Genomic DNA, 19,103 nt, shown 5'->3' with positions numbered 1-19,103 from the left:
ATTCTCCGCTTTAGTGTCAAAATTACAATTGAAAAGGAAGATTTACTCTAAACCTATATATTTGTGCATCTGCAGTGAAAGTCGCCAATTGCGCTCAATGCAAGTTTTTACAGCTAAATCCGTGGCTCGCTTTTGCTGACTAATTGGTTGCAGGTAAATTAAAGGAAGATTTTTTTCATCCATCTTAGATAATAATGAATCTAACTCATCAACGTGTTTTTGCATAGCGACAGGGTGTTTAATTTCGTTTGCTCTGGCTAAGGCATCATCACGCATTTTGTAACCACCCTGCATATTGACTTTAGGTGAGACTGTCACCCAAGTTTTTTCATTTGTGTGGATTTCAAACGTACCACTGGTCTCAATCTGCGTTGAAAATCCTTTGCTGTGGGCTAAGTCCGTAAAACTATTTAAATCATACATGCACGGCTCGCCGCCTGTTAAAACGATATGCTTCGCCTTATAACCGTGCTTTTCAAAAAGTTCGAATAATGAAGCTTCAGTTGCCGTAAACCACTGTGAAGACTCAAAGTCTTGCTGCATTACGTCATTAGCATCCGTTTCATCATCTAAGCTAATTTCCCATGTATGTTTGGTATCACACCACGAGCAACCAACAGGACAACCTTGAAGCCTGACGAAAATAGAAGGCACACCAGTAAACGAACCTTCCCCTTGAAGTGATTCAAAAACTTCGTTTACTTTTAAGTTCTGCACTATAACAACCTAATTCTTATTCAAATACAGTTGGGATTTTAACAGGGATCGCTTAGAATCAGCACCGTTTTTTTAAAGGAGATTGGCAAATGTCAGCGAAAGTCGTCGTTATCTATTCAGGTGGTATGGATTCATTCACAGTACTCAACAAAGCTATGCAACAGGGATATGACGTTCATGCAGTCTCGTTTAACTATGGGCAACGTCACAGCAAAGAATTGCTTTTCGCTAAACGCGTTTGCGAGCAACACAATATCGAACACAAAATAGTCGACATCAGTTCTATAAATCAGCTTATCGGTGGTTCAGCACTGACAGATGATATTGAGGTACCTGAAGGCGGCTATGAAGAAGAAAGTATGAAAACGACTGTCGTGCCCAATAGGAATATGATCATGCTATCAATGGCTGTAGGTTATGCTGTATCCATTGAGGCTGAAGCAGTATATTTTGGCGCGCATTCAGGTGATCATGCCATTTATCCGGACTGCCGAACAGAATTTGTAGATGCAATGAATGCGGTTTGTAAAATAGCAAACTATCAGTCAGTTGAAATTAGAGCGCCCTATTTAGCGGCTAGTAAAATTGATATTTTAAGAGAGGGTTTAGCTATGGGCCTTGATTACGATGACACTTGGACATGCTACAAAGGACAAGAACAAGCCTGTGGTCGCTGTGGTGCATGCCAAGAAAGGCTTGAAGCATTTACGGAAAACAACGCAACAGACCCTATCAGATACCAAGACTAATGAAAAAACCTCTGCTAGTCACAATTACTAGCAGAGGTTTCGTTTATACTTTTCGTTTCTTTTTATTATGTGTTAAAGCTCTATTCGGCTTTGACTATTTTTGGCTCTCGGAGATGAAATATTCAAGCTCTTTGATACAGTGCCTTAACACTGGGTTAAGTCTCGTATTCTTGCCGTTCATGACAAATAGTTCATGGCTAAACTCGAACAATGAGCCTTTACAAATAGGCACGAGTCCGGTCGCTGCGCCCTGCTCTCTTGCGATGTAGTCGGGTAACAGGCCTACATACTCGCCCGTCATCACTGCAGCCATACAAACATCATATGAATCTGAGAAGGTTTGAATTGCTAATCTTCTTTCATTACTGATGTAATTGACCGACGACAAACCTGACATACCAATTGCTGGGAAGTCCTCAATTCTTACATTATCAGGAAGCGCATCTGCTTCACGATACTTAGCTAGCGGATGTGTAGGCGCGCAATACAGACGACCAGTACAATGTACGCCTGTTGAGTGGAATGTTACCGATTCAGGCTTAACCATGTCGTATGTAGATAAAACTAAATGACATTCGCCCGACAACGCGACATGTTCCACTTCATTATATAAACGGGTTTGAATATTGACGTGAATGTCGTCAAATTTCTTCATCGTGCTTTTTACAGCTTTACTCACTGCTAACTGCATGGAAGTTGCCAAACCAGCCATAAGCACTAGCGTGATATGCCCACTATAATCATCATGCAAACTTTTTAGATTGAAAACAAAGTTATCGAAAGCGTTAAATATACGTTTTGTTTCTTGGAAGACAACTTCGCCTTCCTTCGTCATCTGAAACCCACCTCGACCACGGTGACAGAGTACTAGGTCTAGTCTTTCTTCCAGCTTTTTGATAGCAGCACTGATATTAGGACGTTGCATTCTTAGAACAGGCTCGGCTGCCGTAAAACCATTGCAAGACGCAACAGCATAGAAAACACGTAATAATTTGATATCAGATTCTTGTAAACGATTTAACATATATTCACCGCATTAGGTATATTTGCTCATACTACTTATCGACATACTATTCAAAGTCTGAGAGTTTTACAATCAATTTGTTATCAATTTGTATAACTTCTCTTTTTTGAGAATACTAGTCCGTGTAAATATCGTATAAATATGAGCAAAATCAGCTTATGAGCGACATACTAAGAAGCTCATATTTATCCGTAAAACGCAGTTTTAAGATTCAAAACTGCTTAACATCCTTGGTTTCGCCGACGCACCTTCAATGCTGTTTGTGGCTAGGTGCCAATAACAAGACCTTGATTTGTGACGTTTTAAATAGATACTTTATGAATTATAGTTCGTAGTCTCTATTCGTATTACTTTGGAACCTTAAGTATAATACATCAAACACTTTAAGTTTCAAACGTCTTGCACCTTTAAGCCCTTACTTTGAGATACTTGAAAGCATTCTAAACAACAAAACCACGTCGCAAACTGCGTGAGCGAGAGGTTCGTCGTCATGACAGTTTCAAAATCTCAGCTCTTAATGTTTCTACTTCGTCTCGCAATGATGCCGCTTTTTCAAATTCAAGATCGCGAGCAGATTCAAACATCTGTTTTTCTAGTTCGCTTACTTTTACCATCAATTGCGCCGCATTCATTGTTTGATAGGTTTTCTCTTTTTCCGCAATTTTACGTAAACGCACTTTGCCGGATGCAGGATGATTCGTGTCGCCAAGATCCATAATATCGGTAATAGGCTTGTCAAGGGCCTGAGGAGTGATACCAAATTTCTCGTTGTGCGCTACTTGTTTTGCCCGCCTCCGGTCCGTTTCATCCATTGCTCGTTGCATTGAACCAGTGATCTTATCGGCGTATAAAATTGCCTTACCATTAATATGACGCGCAGCTCGTCCCATTGTCTGAATTAATGATTTTTCAGCGCGCAAGAACCCCTCTTTGTCCGCATCGAAAATAGCGACAAGTGACACTTCAGGCATATCCAAGCCTTCTCTAAGCAAATTGATCCCGACTAGTACATCAAACTTCCCAATACGTAAATCACGAATAATTTCAATTCGTTCAACTGTATCTATATCTGAGTGTAGATAACGGACTTTTACGCCATGCTCATTTAAGTACTCACTCAGGTCCTCTGCCATTCGTTTGGTCAAAGTAGTAATGAGTACCCTTTCGTTCAACGCGACTCTTTTCGCAATTTCAGATAAGACATCGTCAACTTGGGTTGCAACCGGCCTCACTTCAATAGGAGGATCGATCAGTCCCGTCGGTCTGACAACTTGTTCAATGATGTCGCCTTCACACTTCTCTAATTCGTAATTACCTGGTGTCGCCGATACGTAAATCGTTTGCGGGGAAATATGTTCAAATTCTTCAAACTTCAGTGGTCTATTATCCATTGCAGATGGTAAGCGGAATCCGAATTCAACTAATGTTTCCTTCCTTGAACGGTCACCTTTATACATTGCGCCAATTTGCGAGACAGTCACGTGGGATTCATCAATAAAGATTAATCCATCAGACGGAAAGTAATCTAATAAAGTGGGTGGTGGTTCGCCTGGCGCTCTTCCGGACAGATATCGACTGTAGTTCTCAATACCCGAGCAATAACCGAGCTCCAGCATCATTTCAATGTCGAATTGCGTTCGCTGACTTATTCGCTGCTCTTCAATAAGTTTATGGTTCGCTTTTAAATTCTCTCTTCTTTCTTTTAATTCTTCTTTTATACGATCTATTGCAGCGACGATTTTTTCACGTGGCGTTACGTAGTGAGTTTTAGGAAACACAGTAGTACGAGCCACTTTTTTCTCTACAGCGCCAGTGAGTGGATCGAATAAACTGATAGTTTCGATTTCTTCGTCAAATAACTCAACTCGAACAGCTTGCTTCTCAGAGTCAGCTGGAAAAATGTCAATTACGTCACCGCGCACACGAAAACTGCCTCGCTCAAAGGCGATATCATTTCTTTTGTACTGGAGTTCAGCGAGCCGTCTTAGAATGTCGCGCTGGTCCATGATGTCGCCTTGGCGCAAATGTAACAGCATTTTCATGTAGCTTTCAGGGTCACCTAAGCCGTATATAGCAGAAACAGATGCAATAATGATTACGTCGCGGCGCTCCATAAGCGCTTTAGTCGCTGACAATCGCATCTGCTCAATATGGTCATTAATCGATGCATCTTTCTCAATGAAGGTGTCGGTACTTGGAACATAAGCTTCTGGCTGATAATAATCATAATAAGATACAAAATATTCCACTGCATTATTAGGGAAAAACTCTTTCATTTCTCCATACAGCTGCGCCGCAAGCGTTTTATTGTGCGCCATAATTAAAGTAGGACGTTGCACCTGCGATATGACATTGGCCATTGTGAAGGTTTTACCCGAGCCAGTCACACCTAAGAGGACTTGCTTCGCCAGACCTGACTCTAAACCTTCAACAAGCGCGGCAATTGCTGTTGGCTGATCACCCGCAGGTTCGTAATTTGATTCTAAGGTAAAGCCTTTACTCATTCGTTAATACCAACTACTTGCTTACTATCTGCTAATGCCATTTCATTCCTTAAATTCCGAGTGAACCAAACGTAGGCCAAAATACTAGTGACGAGGTTTGCGATAACGCAACCCCAGAATAGACCTTCCAAACCATAAAAGTAACTGCCCAAAGAGGCTATAGGCACATAAAATACAAAAAGCCTAAGAATACTCAGTAGTAATGCGGACATAGGTTTATGCATCGCATTGAAAGATGAGTTTGTTAGGATGATGATTCCTTGAACGCCATAAGCTAAAGGAACAATGTAAAGAAATAATGTAATGTCTCGAACTACACTGGCTTCCTGTGCAAATAAACTCGCAATAAAGTTAGACGACAAGGCCAAAATAACAAAAACGACCAATTGCCAAACCAATACGAATTTCGCAACCAAATTAAACGCCGTCTTTATTCTAATGAGCTTATTCGCTCCATAGTTTTGACTGATGAAAGGAGGCAGTGACATGGACAAAGCAAGCACGACAATACTAGCGATTGATTCTAAGCGATTACCGACACCCCATGCCGCAACGGCCTCAGCACCGTATGTTGCAACAACAGCGGTCATAACACCCCCCGCAATTGGCGTTAACATATTCGCTCCGGCGGCAGGTAAACCTATTTTCAATACTCCGCGAGATGCGGCTATGAATTCAGGCATACTTAACAATCGAGGCTCTATCAATTGTCGTTTCACCGCTAACAAATACAAGATCCATACACAACCGATACCCCAAGCAATTGCTGTTGCTATGGCTGCGCCTTGAATCCCCAAAGCTGGAATAGGACCCCAGCCGAAAATAAGTATTGGGTCTAAGATAGCATTAATGCCACCACAAGCAGCCATAATAATACTTGGCGTACTTGTGTCTCCGAAAGCCCTTAATACTGAATTTCCTACCATAGGCACGGCTAGAAAAACGCCCCCTAAATACCAAGGGATCATATAAGCCGTAATATAAGGCATGAGCGTGTCATCAGCTCCCATCAAGGAAAAAATAAACTCAATCGTAATTATGCCCACGACGGCTAATAAGCCAACCAACAATGCTGAAAGCATCAAGGCGCCAGTGGCAATAGACTTGGCATGTTGCGAATCACCCGAACCAATGTACTTTGCAATAATGGCTGAAGTACCTATTCCTAATCCAATATTCAGGCTAATAAGCGTAAATGTTACGGGAAAGGTAAAACTAATTGCGGCTAATTGCTCTGTTCCGAGCATACTGACAAAAAACGTATCTACAATACTAAACGTCATTAGCATAACCATTCCCAAAATCATTGGAATAGTCATGCTTTTGAGGGTCTGTTTAATATCGCCGTTCAGCATGTCTCGATGCTTATTATTATTTTTGTTCACGAATAGCCGTCATTTAATTCTCAATTGGATCTGCATCATAAAAGATATTTGTATTGTTTACTTAATTTAAGCAACTTTAGTTTGTTTTAAACTACGACTCTTGCAGCACATCAATTAGTGCCATCAAAAAGTAGGTATTAGCTTAATGATAACAAAATTTGCCAAGCTGTTGATTATTGCCTAAAAAACGTCAAAAAACCGTCATATTTTCTAACTAAAGTATAAAAAAAGGAATTAATACACAGGCAATTAAAAATCAACAAGCTGTCAATAAAAAAATCACACGAATGGCATTAATTAATTAAACAATTGTTTTAATTGACTTTATTTATTTTTGCCATTTTAGAGTTATTTCTGTTGACAAAAATTGAACAATCTAATCTTTAAAACTTACAATTTAATTCACATAGTTATCCACAGATCTAGTGGATAACTAGGCGCGCCCTAATAATGACGCTCGTTATGGGCTTTTTAGTAAATTTAAATGTAAGTCACTACTAACCTTGTGAGTATTTCACTTAGGGTTAGCAAGTTAGAAATACTGGTTATAATAACAGTAGTCAAAGTAATTTTAATAACTTTTTGAACTATGAAAACAAACAAAAAACACAATAAGTAATAAAACCTAGCCTCAGTTAAATTCTGACCATAATGCCTGAAGTTTATTCCGATAATTATCATGACTTTAGTGTGTAAGCGTACTATTTTTAAGCGATCACATGGCGGCGAAATAAAACGCAATTACTGCCTACTTTATAAGCAAACAAAAATTAAACGTAAAAAACCATAGATCTTGGTTGACACAAGCGCGTTCGGTCATTAATATCCGCATCCGTTAAAAGCAGGTCCCCCTTAGCTCAGTTGGTTAGAGCGACGGACTGTTAATCCGCAGGTCCCCCGTTCGAGTCGGGGAGGGGGAGCCATCTCCTTCAGGTGTTATCTTTTATTTCCATTAATGCAAATCCAATCTCAAAAACAATTAAACTTTTAAACAGATATCCCCTATAAACCCTTGATTCAAGTTGTTTATTGCGCGGGAAAAAGCGATAATATTTGTCTAATTCATGAAAGTTTTCGTTTTACGACAAGAATCTCCAATTAGAAAGTAAAAACCAGAATAAAAACCACTGATTGGAAATCGAAAAACTTTATTTAAGTCAACTGCATAAGCCGACAGAACGATAGGTAAATGACCGAAATAATACTTTTACTCATTGGAACAGTACTAGTGAACAACTTCGTGCTTGTTCAATTCTTGGGACTCTGCCCTTTTATGGGTGTCTCAGGAAAACTAGAAACAGCAATTGGTATGTCAATGGCAACAACCTTTGTGTTAACCATTGCTTCAATGTCCAGTTATCTAGTCGAGGCTTATATTCTAACTCCATTGGGTATTGAATATTTACGTACATTGAGCTTCATTCTTGTGATCGCTGTGGTAGTTCAGTTTACCGAAATGGTGGTTCACAAAACTAGCCCAACTCTCTATCGCCTGCTTGGCATATTTCTCCCGCTAATTACGACAAACTGTGCGGTTTTAGGTGTTGCCCTTCTGAACATCACTGAGCAACACAATTTCATCGAATCAATCATTTATGGTTTTGGTGCCGCGCTTGGTTTCTCTTTAGCCTTAGTCTTGTTTTCCGCAATGCGAGAAAGATTAGCGGCAGCCGATGTTCCGGCGCCATTTAAAGGTGCCTCTATTGCTATGATTACTGCAGGCCTTATGTCCCTTGCCTTCATGGGCTTTACAGGGCTTGTAAAATGACGCTTACATTTTTTGCTTTAGCTGCAATAGTATTTTTAGCCCTTATATTCGGAGCCTTACTTGGTTTTGCTGCCATTCGCTTTAAAGTGGAAGGCGACCCGCTAGTTGAACAAATTGATGCCATATTACCTCAAACCCAATGTGGTCAGTGTGGTTATCCTGGCTGTAAGCCGTATGCTGAAGCGATCGCTAATGGTGATGACATCAACAAATGCCCTCCAGGTGGAGAGGCTACGATAAAAGAACTTGCCGATCTCATGGGGGTTGAAGCAAAACCTCTAGACGCGGCACACGGTGTAGAAGACATTAAGAAAGTGGCTTACATTCGTGAAGACGAATGTATCGGTTGCACGAAATGCATTCAAGCATGTCCTGTCGACGCTATCTTAGGCGCGGCAAAACAGATGCACACTATCATTATCGACGAATGCACTGGCTGCGACCTATGCGTAGACCCCTGCCCTGTAGATTGTATCGATATGGTCCCCGTTGAAGTGGATTCGAGCCATTGGGAATGGAAATTCAATAAAGTGCCGGTAGGTAACATACCTATCAAGCAAGTGTCCTAGGGGTATGACAATGTTTGCCGATTATGACCAAATACTAGAGCGATTAAGCCTCAATCAATTGTGGAATTTCCCTGGTGGGATTCACCCTCCACAACAGAAGACTTTGTCTAACCAAACCAACATTGAGTTTTCCCCTCTTGACAAAACATACTACGTGCCAGTTAAACAACACATTGGCGTAAATGGTAAAATCTTGGTTTCTGAGGGAGACAAAGTATTAAAGGGTCAAGCCTTAACACGCAGTGAACTTGCTTTTTCCGTGCCCGTTCATGCGCCGACTTCTGGCATAGTGAGCAAAATCACTGAACATGTTTCGGCTCATCCTTCAGGCATACCAGAATTAACAATTATCATCGAGTCTGATGGACTTGATACTTGGACCGAATTACACCCATTCCCCGATTACACCAAAGTAAAAGCATCCGATCTAGTTGAACGGATATGTGATGCAGGTATCAGCGGCATGGGTGGTGCCGGTTTTCCAACTCATATAAAAACCAATAGCAGCAAACCCATCGAGTTCCTCATTATCAATGGCATTGAGTGTGAGCCTTACATTTCCTCTGATGATCGAATCATGCGTGAGCATGCGTGGCAAATCCGACAAGGTATCGATATTCTGGTGCATATCCTTGGCCCCAAACAAGTCATTGTCGCTGTAGAAAACAACAAGCCAGAAGCATTAGAAACAATGTCGATTGCGTGTCAGCAGAAGTCGAATTATCAAGTTGTTAGCGTCCCTACAAAGTATCCTGCAGGCGGTGAAAAACAACTCGTTCAAGTGCTTACATCGAGAGAAGTCCCATCCAACGGATTACCCATTGATGTGGGTTGTATCATGTATAACGTGGGTACTTGTTATGCCATTGCGGATGCCATTGTTGAAGGCAAACCATTGTTAGAACGTGTAGTTACTCTGACTGGTCAAGGGCTGAAATCACCTAAAAATGTGTGGGCTCGGCTTGGTACTCCCATTGAGTCACTTTTGAAATTAGGCAATTACGACAGTTCAAGCCAAAAGACGCCAAGATTCATTATGGGCGGTCCTATGATGGGCTTTACCGTTACTTCAATATTAACTCCAATAGTTAAAATTTCTAATTGCCTGCTTGTTCCAGCAGAAGATGAGCTACCTCATCCAGAAGATGAGCGAGCATGCATAAGATGTTCCGCATGCTCTGATGCGTGTCCGGCCTCTTTGTTACCTCAGCAACTGTTTTGGCATAGTAAAGCGAAGGAACTTGAAAAAGCCGAAGAATACAACCTGTTCGATTGTATTGAATGTGGGGCCTGTGCATACGTTTGCCCAAGCGAGATCCCACTAGTGCATTATTATCGACAAGCCAAAGCAGATATTCGCAATCAAAAAGAAGAAAAAGAAAAGTCAGATAAAGCGAAGATACGTTTTGAAGCGCGAACTGCCCGTTTACAAAGAGAAAAAGAAGAGCGTGAAGAAAAACACAGATTGGCAGCAGAAGCACGCAAAGCATCATTAAGCAAAGATGGCGGTGCCGCAAAAGACAAAATTGCAGCTGCTCTTGCTCGTGCTAAAGCGAAGAAAGCGGCAATGGCAGATAAAAGCGCTTCTTCGACAGGATCAACTCAAACGCAGAAAGACCAAGAGAAACCTGTTTCAAAAGATGAAATTTCAGCAGTGACTGCAAACACTGAGGCTCAACTAGTGGATAAACAGGCTCTTGACGAAGCAAGCAGTGAAGCAGCTATTGAAGCAAGTACGGATAACGCAGAAGCACTCAAAAAGAAACGAGTCGCTGCAGCTTTAGCCAAAGCAAAGGCAAAGAAACAAGCTGCGGAAAACAAAAAAGAAGAAACGAACAGTGCATCTACAGAAAAAGCAGTCACCGCAAAGAAGGAACGCGTAAGCGCTGCAGTGGCCAAAGCGAAAGCCAAGAAACTAGCTGCTGAGAAAGCAAAAAAAGAGAATAACGAATCATGACTATGCTGAGTTTATCTAGCTCGCCTCACAATCACAATCGACGCGATACTGGTCAAGTAATGCGCCTCGTTTGCTATGCGGCCATACCCGGTATCTTATGTAATATCTGGTTTTTTGGTTTCGGCATTCTGATTCAGATTGTGCTGGCTATCATCACCGCGTTAGTTACTGAAGGCGTCATTTCAGAGTTAAGAAAGAAAAAAACCGAACGTATTTTAAAAGACTATAGCGCTGTTCTAGCCGCTTTGCTTTTGGCTATTTCTATTCCTCCACTTGCACCATGGTGGGTAATTGTCATAGGAACATTTTTCGCGATTGCGGTTGTAAAGCAACTATACGGTGGCTTGGGTTATAACATGTTCAATCCAGCAATGGCGGCTTACGTGATGTTATTAATTTCATTCCCTGTACAAATGACTTCTTGGTTGCCACCGCAGTCAATTGCTGAGCAATCCTATTCATTGTGGGATGCTGTGAATACAGTAATGACAGGGTTTACAAACACTGGGTTCAGCGTTGAGCAACTCAAAGTTGGCATAGATGGTACTACAATGGCCACGCCATTGGATGTGGTTAAAACGTCTCTGCTTCAAGGCTACACAGTCACCGAGGCACAATCACATATCATTTTTGATGGTCAGTATGGCAAAGGCTGGTTTTGGGTCGCCATGGCTTATTTGGTAGGTGGTATATTCCTCGTAAAATCTAAAGTAATCAGTTGGCATATACCAGGTAGCATGTTGGCCTCTGCAGCGTTATTAAGCTTAGTTTTATTTTTAGTCGATAGCGATCAGTATGCCTCCCCACTATTTCACTTTTTCAGTGGTAGTTTGATTATTGGTGCCTTCTTTATTGCTACCGACCCGGTTTCGGCATCCACAACAATCAAAGGCAGATTAATATTTGGTGCCGCGATTGGCTTATGGGTCATCATCATACGAAACTGGGGGGGCTACCCTGATGCTGTGGCTTTCGCAGTGTTGATAATGAACATGGCAGTGCCCTTAATTGATTACTACACTCAGCCTCGAACCTATGGTCATAAAAGTAAAGCATCGAAAAAAGAAGCGAGTAAAAATACATGATCGTAAACTACATGGGGAAAAATGGCGCGATTTTAGCCGCATTTGCTTTAGTCACGACGGGGCTGATTGCATTAACCTATGAAGGGACAAAAGAACGCATTCAGTATGCTCAAGAGAAGCAACTGCTGTCCGTTTTGAATAAATTAGTGCCCGAAGACAAGCACGATAACGAATTACATTTAGATTGCCTTGTCGTCAATTCACCAGAATTCCTTGGTTCGAATGCTGACAAACGCGTATTTCGAGCAAGAATGAATGAAGAAAACGTCGCAGCCGTTATCGAAACTAGTGCACCTAATGGATATAGCGGTGAAATTAAAATGGTTGTCGCCGTCGATTACTCTGGAAAATCTCTAGGTGCAAGAGTGATCGAGCATAAAGAAACGCCTGGCTTAGGCGATAAAATTGATACCCGTATCAGTGACTGGATCTTATCATTTAACAACGTCGCACTTACCAGTGAAAATGACAACCGTTGGAAGGTGAAGAAGGATGGCGGTCAATTCGATCAGTTTACCGGTGCAACAATTACGCCACGAGCTGTTGTGCAAGCTGTGAAGAACACTCTTATTTATTACAAAGAAAACCGCGACATGATTTTCTCTAGCGCGAGCAATTGTCCAAGTTCGCTCGAAAGCACGTCCTCTGAAACGGAGGTTCCAAGCGATGAATGAATATCAAAATTTAAGCTTGCAAGGAATTTGGAAAAACAACCCTGCCTTAGTGCAATTACTTGGTTTGTGCCCACTTCTTGCCGTTACCGCCACCGTTATAAATGGCTTAGGCCTAGGTATTGCTACAACCCTAGTATTATTAGGTTCGAACATTACGGTGTCGTTAGTTAGATCATACGTTCCCAACGAAATTCGAATTCCTATTTTCGTGATGATCATTGCTGCATTTGTAACTATTGTGCAATTGCTCATGAATGCATTCACATTTGAGCTATACCAAGCGCTAGGAATTTTTATCCCATTGATCGTAACCAATTGCGCCATTATTGGCCGAGCTGAGGCTTATGCGTCGAAAAACCCCGTTCAGTTAGCGGCATTTGACGGATTAATGATGGGTTTAGGCTTCACTTTGATTTTAGTTGTTTTAGGCGCTATGCGCGAGTTGTTGGGCTATGGCACATTGTTGTCAGGTGCGGACTTACTTTTAGGTGCTTGGGCCAAAGATCTAACCATTATTGTGTTTACTGCAGATAATCCATTTTTATTGGCTATCCTGCCTCCCGGCGCATTTTTAGGAATGGGCTTACTAATTGCCATTAAGAACATGATAGACAAGCTAATTGAACAACGCACAGCCAGCGCTCAACACGAAAAAGTAGTACAAAGAGCAAGAGTAACGGGAACCGACATATGAACAAAGAGAAACGTTATGAGATGCTATCTCGATTGCGCGCCAATAACCCTCACCCCACTACTGAACTAAACTATTCAAATCCGTTTGAATTGCTAATAGCAGTGATTCTTTCAGCTCAAGCTACTGACGTTGGTGTAAATAAAGCAACAGATAAACTTTATCCAGTCGCTAATACGCCAGAAGCGATATACGCGCTTGGCGTTGAAGGCCTTAGCCAATACATTAAAACCATTGGCTTGTATAACTCAAAGGCAAAGAATGTCATTGAAACCTGTCGAATTTTGATCGAAAAGCATAATTCCGCAATACCAGAAAATAGAGAGGCACTTGAGGCCTTGCCTGGTGTTGGAAGAAAGACAGCAAATGTTGTGCTCAACACGGCGTTTGGCTGGCCGACCATTGCTGTCGACACGCATATTTTTCGAGTCAGTAATCGAACAAAATTTGCTATGGGTAAAAATGTGGACAAAGTCGAGGAAAAACTACTAAAAGTGGTACCAAAAGAGTTTAAAGTGGATGTGCACCACTGGCTGATCCTGCATGGACGCTACACCTGTATAGCACGCAAGCCGCGCTGTGGGTCATGTATAATTGAGGATTTGTGTGAGTTTAAAGATAAGACAGAATAGCTCTAGAACTGTCTCAAGCGATAAGCAGAATGTCACAAGCTCAGCTTTGGTAGTCGGCTCCACCGACAACGCTGTCATTCGTCATCCGACATTGATATTACCGAATGCGCGAAATACAACTAGTATTGTCTCACACTAAAAATCCTTTTGGGCGGGCCATTTTCATCCGTACATCAACGGACTTTTTGCTTAATTCAACTAGCGTTAAATAAATGTCGGCAAGACTTTTTCAGTGATAAGTTGTATATATGACTGCATTGCGTGGCCAGTGACAACTACCACTACATCGAGTTCATCAATAACAAGAATAGTGACACCTCCCGCACCTTGCGCTGAGTGCGATGAATACACTTTCTCACCAACCTTCACATCTGTTTGCCACCAAAAATATCCATAAGCAGTAGTTAATACTTTATCGCCGGACGAAAATACCTGCTCTTCCGTTAGTGTGGGGGTATGTTTTTCTGTCATCTTTTCAATATACGCTTTGGGAATTAAATGCTCATTTCCCCACTTACCGTTATTAATAATCAATGTACCAATTTTTAACATATTGCGAGAGGTGACACTTGAACCACTTTCGGGTGTTAGTATACCGACTTCCCTTGTACGCCAGTCGTAATTGGCAATATTCATTTTATGGAATAGTTCATTTTTCGCAAAATCCTCTACTGAGCCTGGTACAGCGGTGCTAAGCACATTCATTATGATAATTGGATTAAAACTTTGATAACTAAATGTCTTCGCTGACTTAACTATTGGCGCGGTATCTTCAAAATAGGCTTGGACTTGAGCTATTCCGTAATACTTTTGTGGATTGCCTCGATAATCGTCCACTTTTTCTTTACTAATTTCCAATCCCGATGACATTGTTAAAGCATCATGCAGCGTAATAGTCTCTACGCCCCTTGCAAATTTGGAATGATCTAAGCCTTTTAAAAGCGTCACTACGGGCTTGTCTAAGTCCTCTAGGGATAGGTAGCCCAATTTAATAGCACGACCAACTAACAAAGCTGTATAGGCCTTAGTAGCTGATGATTGAGGATGAGATAAATTTATTCGGCCTCTTGCGTAGTATGACTCAAATACCATTTTTCCGTTGTGTGCAATGAGTAAACTATCCACTTCTGCATGCTCTTTATTTGCTATTTGCCTTGCTAGCTCCAAAATCACTGTTTTGTTACGACCTTCGTCATCGAGTTTCCCAACAGAAATTCCGTCATCAAGAAAAGCCGGGGCCGTGTTCACATATGCGTTTTTAAGTTTGGCTAGATCCCAGAACTCCTGTTTGGTTTCAGGTATATTCCAGTGCCTAAGGTTTACTTCCTCTTCTGCTGCCATTGGAGGCAAAAGGTTCTCGCTTATAACGTTTTCTAGTTCAGCTCCGGCTATTGCAGCTTCTGAGTTACCAGAGGCTATCGCAATCATTAATGTGATCAAGACGACAATAATCGCCGAAGAAGAAGCCTTCTTATTACTTTGTTGTTTGCTGATTGTTTTTTTGTTGTTTGTTTTCTTGTTGTTTGTTTTTTTGTTGTTCATAGTCTAAATTCCTTAGTAAGTTTTGGCTGCATTTGCCCGAAGCGACTTGCTCAAAAAGTCGCTCAAAGCGCCCTTAAAAGGGGTGTGAATAAAAAGGGTTAGAAACGAATAGGCTGTCTGTGGTTAGTTAGCTCATTTCTGCCAATCGTTGCTCAATGTTCTTTAGCAATGGGGCAAACTTATTTTTGGCCGCGCGTTTATTTAGAAAGTACACCCCAACCATTAGCAAACCAACACTAGCGTAATACCAATACATGCCCGACGATATTTGAGGAATACCTTGTTCGTTCACCTTTGCCCCTAACGTGATGAGGAAAATGGCAACCGTCAGCGGCGCTATGTACCACCATACAACCGACTCCAACATCTGTTTTTGTTGCTGAATTTTTTGTTTTTCTTGGACTAAAAAGTCCTTAACGCTAGCGCTTTTTTTGGCGTCTACTTTTTTCGCAGATATCAGTCGATATGGGATATAAACACAGGCGGCAATCGCAATGACGTAACCGATGCTTTGCATCGTGCTTGCAGAATTTAACCAGCCCCATATCCAAACCGGGATAAGAAATACTGCGATTCCAATTTCGAGAAAATCGCGACGTTTAATCTCTTTATCAATCTTAGTGGTTTGTTGCTCAATCATGTCTATCACCTCAGTTAAATTATCAGGAGTTGATTCGGTTTCAATGGCTTGTTGCCAGTCTTGCTTTAAATCATCTAGCTTCACATCAATCTCCTATGTAGTTGGTTTCAAATTCATTTTTAATGCGCTTAATACGCGACCTAACGGCATTGGAACTAATACCAAGCACTTTGGCGCTGTCATCCGAAGATAGCCCATCTAAGTACATCATCAACAAGCTCGCATCTGTGTCACTTAGCCTATCCATAAAGTGGTCAAGAATGTCTGCTTGGCAGCTTTCCTGCGTAGGCTGAAGCACTTGCATTGGTTGGTGTAATGGAGACTGTTTAATCTCTTTTTGCTTCACTGCTGCCCTTACAAATGTGCAAGCCGTATTCAGTGCTACTTTATAAACCCAAGTTTCTTGTTTCGACTCGCCACTAAACGACTCGAAACTTCTCCAAAGCTGCAGTAATATTTCCTGATACATGTCGTCAAATTCGCCGTCATGACTATATCGGGACGCGATGTAACGTATGCGCCCTTGGTTGTTCATAATCATTTGTTTGAATTCTTTACGCATCTGTATTTGCAAATTGCCAATTGGTTAGATATTTAATTAGTCGGTGATAGAACACGATTGTGTCAAACTGAATAAATTTTTTTATAATTTACTTTTTGCGTCTCCATGGCTCAATAGGTTGTTTAAAGTATCTCCACCAAACGTACTTCCATGGAGTACAAATAATGATTAAACCAACCCCAATAAGCGATCCTTTTACACTTACAATCCCCGGAATTTGCTCTCCTGCCATCCATAGTGGCAATGCGACAGCAGTCAGCCAAACTACTTTCCAAACGATTTCAAATAGCATAATCGGTAGAAATGCTAACGGACGAAACATGCCGCCTATAGCCAATAAAGCAAGTGTGAATAAAAGCGAATGCCCCACACCTCGCCATGCTGTCCACTCAAAAGGACCCTGTAAAATAGACATCAACTGCCATTTACCAATGACAAAAACTAGTCCCGCAAAAAATATTCGAAGTCCCCAAGTTTGCCAAAGTGGTACTAATGGCGCGTCATTTTGCGTTAAATTATCTTCGTTATTCATACTTTCATTTGTAATGACACCGTAATTATTTGTGTTCGACTTTCTGTTCATAGCCATAACCTCATTTTTAAAATTTCACTTCAATACTCCCATGCTGTGCGGCTTTAGGAGAATCGAATTTGAAAATCGATACACGAAAATGAAAATAAAAGTGAATACCATCGAAAAAGAACACGGTTAATGTAAAATAGCGGTAATCACAAGGGGTGTATAAATTGGAACTGCTAGAAGTCGCTCAGTTATTCATCGTATTGCTAAGCTTTGCATTAGGCATCTTTCATTTTCGCCTTAAAGAAAGACACCTTTTGCACTTTATATTTGCGATTTTTTGTGCCTCTAGCTCCATGTATATTGCACATAAATTAGCCAGTAACTATTGGGATCCTTATCACCATTTAATTGGACTATTGGGGGTTGGCATCTCTAGTGGATATTGGTTATTTGCGCGTGCATTTTTTCGAAAAAACAACCCTATTAATCAGCATCACCTTCTCTTTGTAGCCTTACTTTCTGCATGCCTGATATTACGCCACCTATTACTCTTTTCTCAAAAAATATGGTTAGTCGATTCAATTTGGCTGCCTATGCTTTCAAACGTTTTAACGGAAATAATCGCAATATTGTATCCTGGCATGCTTATTCTTATTTTCTGGGAAGGTTATAGGGTTTTACATAGCGCAACTGCCATACAGCGGAAAATGGCTGCTATTTACCTATCGTCATTCATTTTTTGCGTTATCAGTGTCATGTTAATTGGAGCCTCACTTCCTAGTAGTCTAGCAGCTGGCGCTGGGCGAGAATGGCTTTCGGCTTTCGCATTTTTAGTCATACTAATCAGTACACATGGATTAATTATTTTTCGCCAACATCAGTTTGAGCAAAAAGAAAAAAGCACGAATTCAAACGTTCAGGAAGAGAACATACTCGCTAAAAAAATCCATGTAATGTTGGTTGAAGAAAAACGCTTTTTGGAATCCAATTTGCGCGTCGCCGATATTGCTCGAGAGTTAGACGTTCCCGAGTATCGTATCCGCGCCATTATGCTCAATCATTTTAACGCTAAAAACTTTAATCACTACGTTAATCATATGCGAGTCGAATACGCTAAAGCGATATTAAGTGCGCCTGATAAACGTGACTGGCCCATACTTGTTGTTGGTATTGAAAGCGGATTTGCTTCCGTAGCCCCTTTTACCAGAGCCTTTAAGGAATTTTCTGGTTGTACTCCAGGGCAATATCGAAAACAACAGTTGGAAATACAATAGTTCGTTCAATCAAAAACGGCCCTCCCCTCAATCAAGAACAACCCAATCTAAAAACTAGTTAATTTATTTCAGAATTTGAGACATCGGTTTTACAGAACGATCTGTCATCCCCATGATTAAAAGCCACAAACAAGTGCCAAGTTCGCCTAACGAAGCGGGCAAAGAAACAAATGCTGGGAGTTCAACCTCAGGGAATAGAAAATGCTGGAAAAATAGAATCAAATAACCGAAGCATCCTAACATAAGCAAAACACCCAAAAATTTTGGGATGTACGCAGATTTAAAAATTAAATATCCTAAGGGAAATAACCATAAGCCCCAGAAAATTTGAACAACAGATATGCCATTGTTATAGGACCTAAGTAAAAGCATGACATTCGTTTGAATTTGTTCGGTGCTTAACGAATTCAAAAAGTTAGCGTCACTTAGTAAAGTTAAAACATTTACTTTATCCACCATGTTAAATAGTGAAATAGGAACGCTTATTACGGAAAAGGCAACCATTAATAAGGCAAGACACCGATTTACATCCTTAAAAATATCGAAAAAAATAAGCGGTAATAATAGATAAATAACATAACTTAGAATTCCGGCAACAATACCTGATCGATAAAGAAACTCCGATGATGAGATATTGCTCAGCGTTAACGCTGCATCACTCCAAACTATTAATTCAGTTGGTACATACTTTAAGTTGAATATACCTGTTATTACGAGTAGCAAATATAAAATGCCTGCCAATCGGCCTTTAGTATTTAAATTCATATGTGGTCCCTAATTATTACAATACACCGTGAGCGCCGTATA

General features: G+C 41.0%; 18 protein-coding genes and 1 tRNA gene. 10 read left to right on the top strand and 9 right to left on the bottom strand.

The window, feature by feature from the left end:
* Positions 1-42 precede the first annotated feature (42 nt).
* Positions 43-717: a 7-carboxy-7-deazaguanine synthase QueE gene (queE, locus tag ACKLNX_RS14225; RefSeq protein WP_412972846.1), complete on the bottom strand. Its 675-nt coding sequence runs from the start codon at positions 715-717 to the stop codon at positions 43-45.
* Between the two features lie 89 nt (positions 718-806).
* Between queE and queC the strand changes: the two genes are divergently transcribed.
* Positions 807-1,466 (top strand): 7-cyano-7-deazaguanine synthase QueC, encoded by a 660-nt coding sequence (gene queC / locus ACKLNX_RS14220; protein WP_412972845.1) that lies wholly within the window; start codon positions 807-809, stop codon positions 1,464-1,466.
* Positions 1,467-1,560: 94 nt separating this feature from the next.
* On the opposite strand, the gene ACKLNX_RS14215 is transcribed toward queC, so the two are convergent.
* The 3 genes from ACKLNX_RS14215 to ACKLNX_RS14205 all read right to left on the bottom strand — a co-directional run bounded on the left by ACKLNX_RS14215 (position 1,561) and on the right by ACKLNX_RS14205 (position 6,349).
* Complete coding sequence (locus tag ACKLNX_RS14215; RefSeq protein ID WP_411694066.1) at positions 1,561-2,490, bottom strand: LysR family transcriptional regulator; 930 nt, start codon at positions 2,488-2,490, stop codon at positions 1,561-1,563.
* A gap of 488 nt (positions 2,491-2,978) precedes the next feature.
* A complete protein-coding gene (uvrB, locus tag ACKLNX_RS14210; RefSeq protein ID WP_412972844.1) occupies positions 2,979-4,994 on the bottom strand; it encodes an excinuclease ABC subunit UvrB in 2,016 nt (671 codons plus the stop codon).
* Positions 4,991-6,349 (bottom strand): MATE family efflux transporter, encoded by a 1,359-nt coding sequence (locus ACKLNX_RS14205; RefSeq protein WP_411694256.1) that lies wholly within the window; start codon positions 6,347-6,349, stop codon positions 4,991-4,993. Before ACKLNX_RS14205 ends, uvrB begins: the two co-directional genes overlap by 4 nt.
* 876 nt (positions 6,350-7,225) lie before the next feature.
* Between ACKLNX_RS14205 and ACKLNX_RS14200 the strand changes: the two genes are divergently transcribed.
* From ACKLNX_RS14200 to nth, 8 genes are all read left to right on the top strand, one after another.
* Positions 7,226-7,302 (top strand) — tRNA-Asn (locus ACKLNX_RS14200).
* Between the two features lie 266 nt (positions 7,303-7,568).
* Entirely contained in the window at positions 7,569-8,147 is a 579-nt protein-coding gene (rsxA, locus tag ACKLNX_RS14195; protein WP_411694068.1) for an electron transport complex subunit RsxA, read from the top strand.
* A complete protein-coding gene (gene rsxB / locus ACKLNX_RS14190) occupies positions 8,144-8,716 on the top strand; it encodes an electron transport complex subunit RsxB (RefSeq protein ID WP_411694069.1) in 573 nt (190 codons plus the stop codon). Before rsxA ends, rsxB begins: the two co-directional genes overlap by 4 nt.
* Before the next feature lie 4 nt (positions 8,717-8,720).
* Positions 8,721-10,673 carry an electron transport complex subunit RsxC gene (gene rsxC, locus ACKLNX_RS14185; protein ID WP_411694070.1) on the top strand — a complete coding sequence of 651 codons (1,953 nt, stop codon included), beginning with the start codon at positions 8,721-8,723 and terminating at the stop codon, positions 10,671-10,673.
* Positions 10,670-11,758: an electron transport complex subunit RsxD gene (gene rsxD / locus ACKLNX_RS14180; protein ID WP_411694071.1), complete on the top strand. Its 1,089-nt coding sequence runs from the start codon at positions 10,670-10,672 to the stop codon at positions 11,756-11,758. The genes rsxC and rsxD overlap by 4 nt, the downstream gene beginning before the upstream one ends.
* Positions 11,755-12,432 (top strand): electron transport complex subunit RsxG, encoded by a 678-nt coding sequence (gene rsxG / locus ACKLNX_RS14175; protein WP_411694072.1) that lies wholly within the window; start codon positions 11,755-11,757, stop codon positions 12,430-12,432. The genes rsxD and rsxG overlap by 4 nt, the downstream gene beginning before the upstream one ends.
* Positions 12,425-13,126, top strand: a complete 702-nt coding sequence (locus ACKLNX_RS14170; protein WP_411694073.1) for an electron transport complex subunit E — start codon at positions 12,425-12,427, stop codon at positions 13,124-13,126. Before rsxG ends, ACKLNX_RS14170 begins: the two co-directional genes overlap by 8 nt.
* Positions 13,123-13,755, top strand: coding sequence for an endonuclease III (nth, locus tag ACKLNX_RS14165; RefSeq protein ID WP_411694074.1), 633 nt, complete (start codon positions 13,123-13,125; stop codon positions 13,753-13,755). The genes ACKLNX_RS14170 and nth overlap by 4 nt, the downstream gene beginning before the upstream one ends.
* Before the next feature lie 204 nt (positions 13,756-13,959).
* Here the strand turns inward: nth and ACKLNX_RS14160 are convergent, their stop codons facing one another.
* The 4 genes from ACKLNX_RS14160 to ACKLNX_RS14145 form a co-directional block, all read right to left on the bottom strand.
* Positions 13,960-15,297 carry a serine hydrolase domain-containing protein gene (locus ACKLNX_RS14160; RefSeq protein ID WP_411694075.1) on the bottom strand — a complete coding sequence of 446 codons (1,338 nt, stop codon included), beginning with the start codon at positions 15,295-15,297 and terminating at the stop codon, positions 13,960-13,962.
* A gap of 127 nt (positions 15,298-15,424) precedes the next feature.
* Positions 15,425-16,021, bottom strand: a complete 597-nt coding sequence (locus ACKLNX_RS14155; RefSeq protein WP_411694076.1) for a hypothetical protein — start codon at positions 16,019-16,021, stop codon at positions 15,425-15,427.
* Position 16,022: 1 nt separating this feature from the next.
* Positions 16,023-16,478 carry an RNA polymerase sigma factor gene (locus ACKLNX_RS14150; protein ID WP_411694077.1) on the bottom strand — a complete coding sequence of 152 codons (456 nt, stop codon included), beginning with the start codon at positions 16,476-16,478 and terminating at the stop codon, positions 16,023-16,025.
* A gap of 109 nt (positions 16,479-16,587) precedes the next feature.
* Positions 16,588-17,082 carry a hypothetical protein gene (locus tag ACKLNX_RS14145; protein ID WP_411694078.1) on the bottom strand — a complete coding sequence of 165 codons (495 nt, stop codon included), beginning with the start codon at positions 17,080-17,082 and terminating at the stop codon, positions 16,588-16,590.
* Positions 17,083-17,246: 164 nt separating this feature from the next.
* Between ACKLNX_RS14145 and ACKLNX_RS14140 the strand changes: the two genes are divergently transcribed.
* Positions 17,247-18,296: a helix-turn-helix domain-containing protein gene (locus tag ACKLNX_RS14140; protein WP_411694079.1), complete on the top strand. Its 1,050-nt coding sequence runs from the start codon at positions 17,247-17,249 to the stop codon at positions 18,294-18,296.
* Positions 18,297-18,359: 63 nt separating this feature from the next.
* Here the strand turns inward: ACKLNX_RS14140 and ACKLNX_RS14135 are convergent, their stop codons facing one another.
* Positions 18,360-19,061: a DUF4386 domain-containing protein gene (locus tag ACKLNX_RS14135; protein ID WP_411694080.1), complete on the bottom strand. Its 702-nt coding sequence runs from the start codon at positions 19,059-19,061 to the stop codon at positions 18,360-18,362.
* Positions 19,062-19,103: the final 42 nt, after the last annotated feature.

Origin of the sequence: Glaciecola sp. MF2-115 (assembly GCF_047250385.1) — a bacterium.
In the GTDB taxonomy this organism is placed as follows: domain Bacteria; phylum Pseudomonadota; class Gammaproteobacteria; order Enterobacterales; family Alteromonadaceae; genus Glaciecola.
This window is presented reverse-complemented; position numbering and strand designations above follow the sequence as displayed.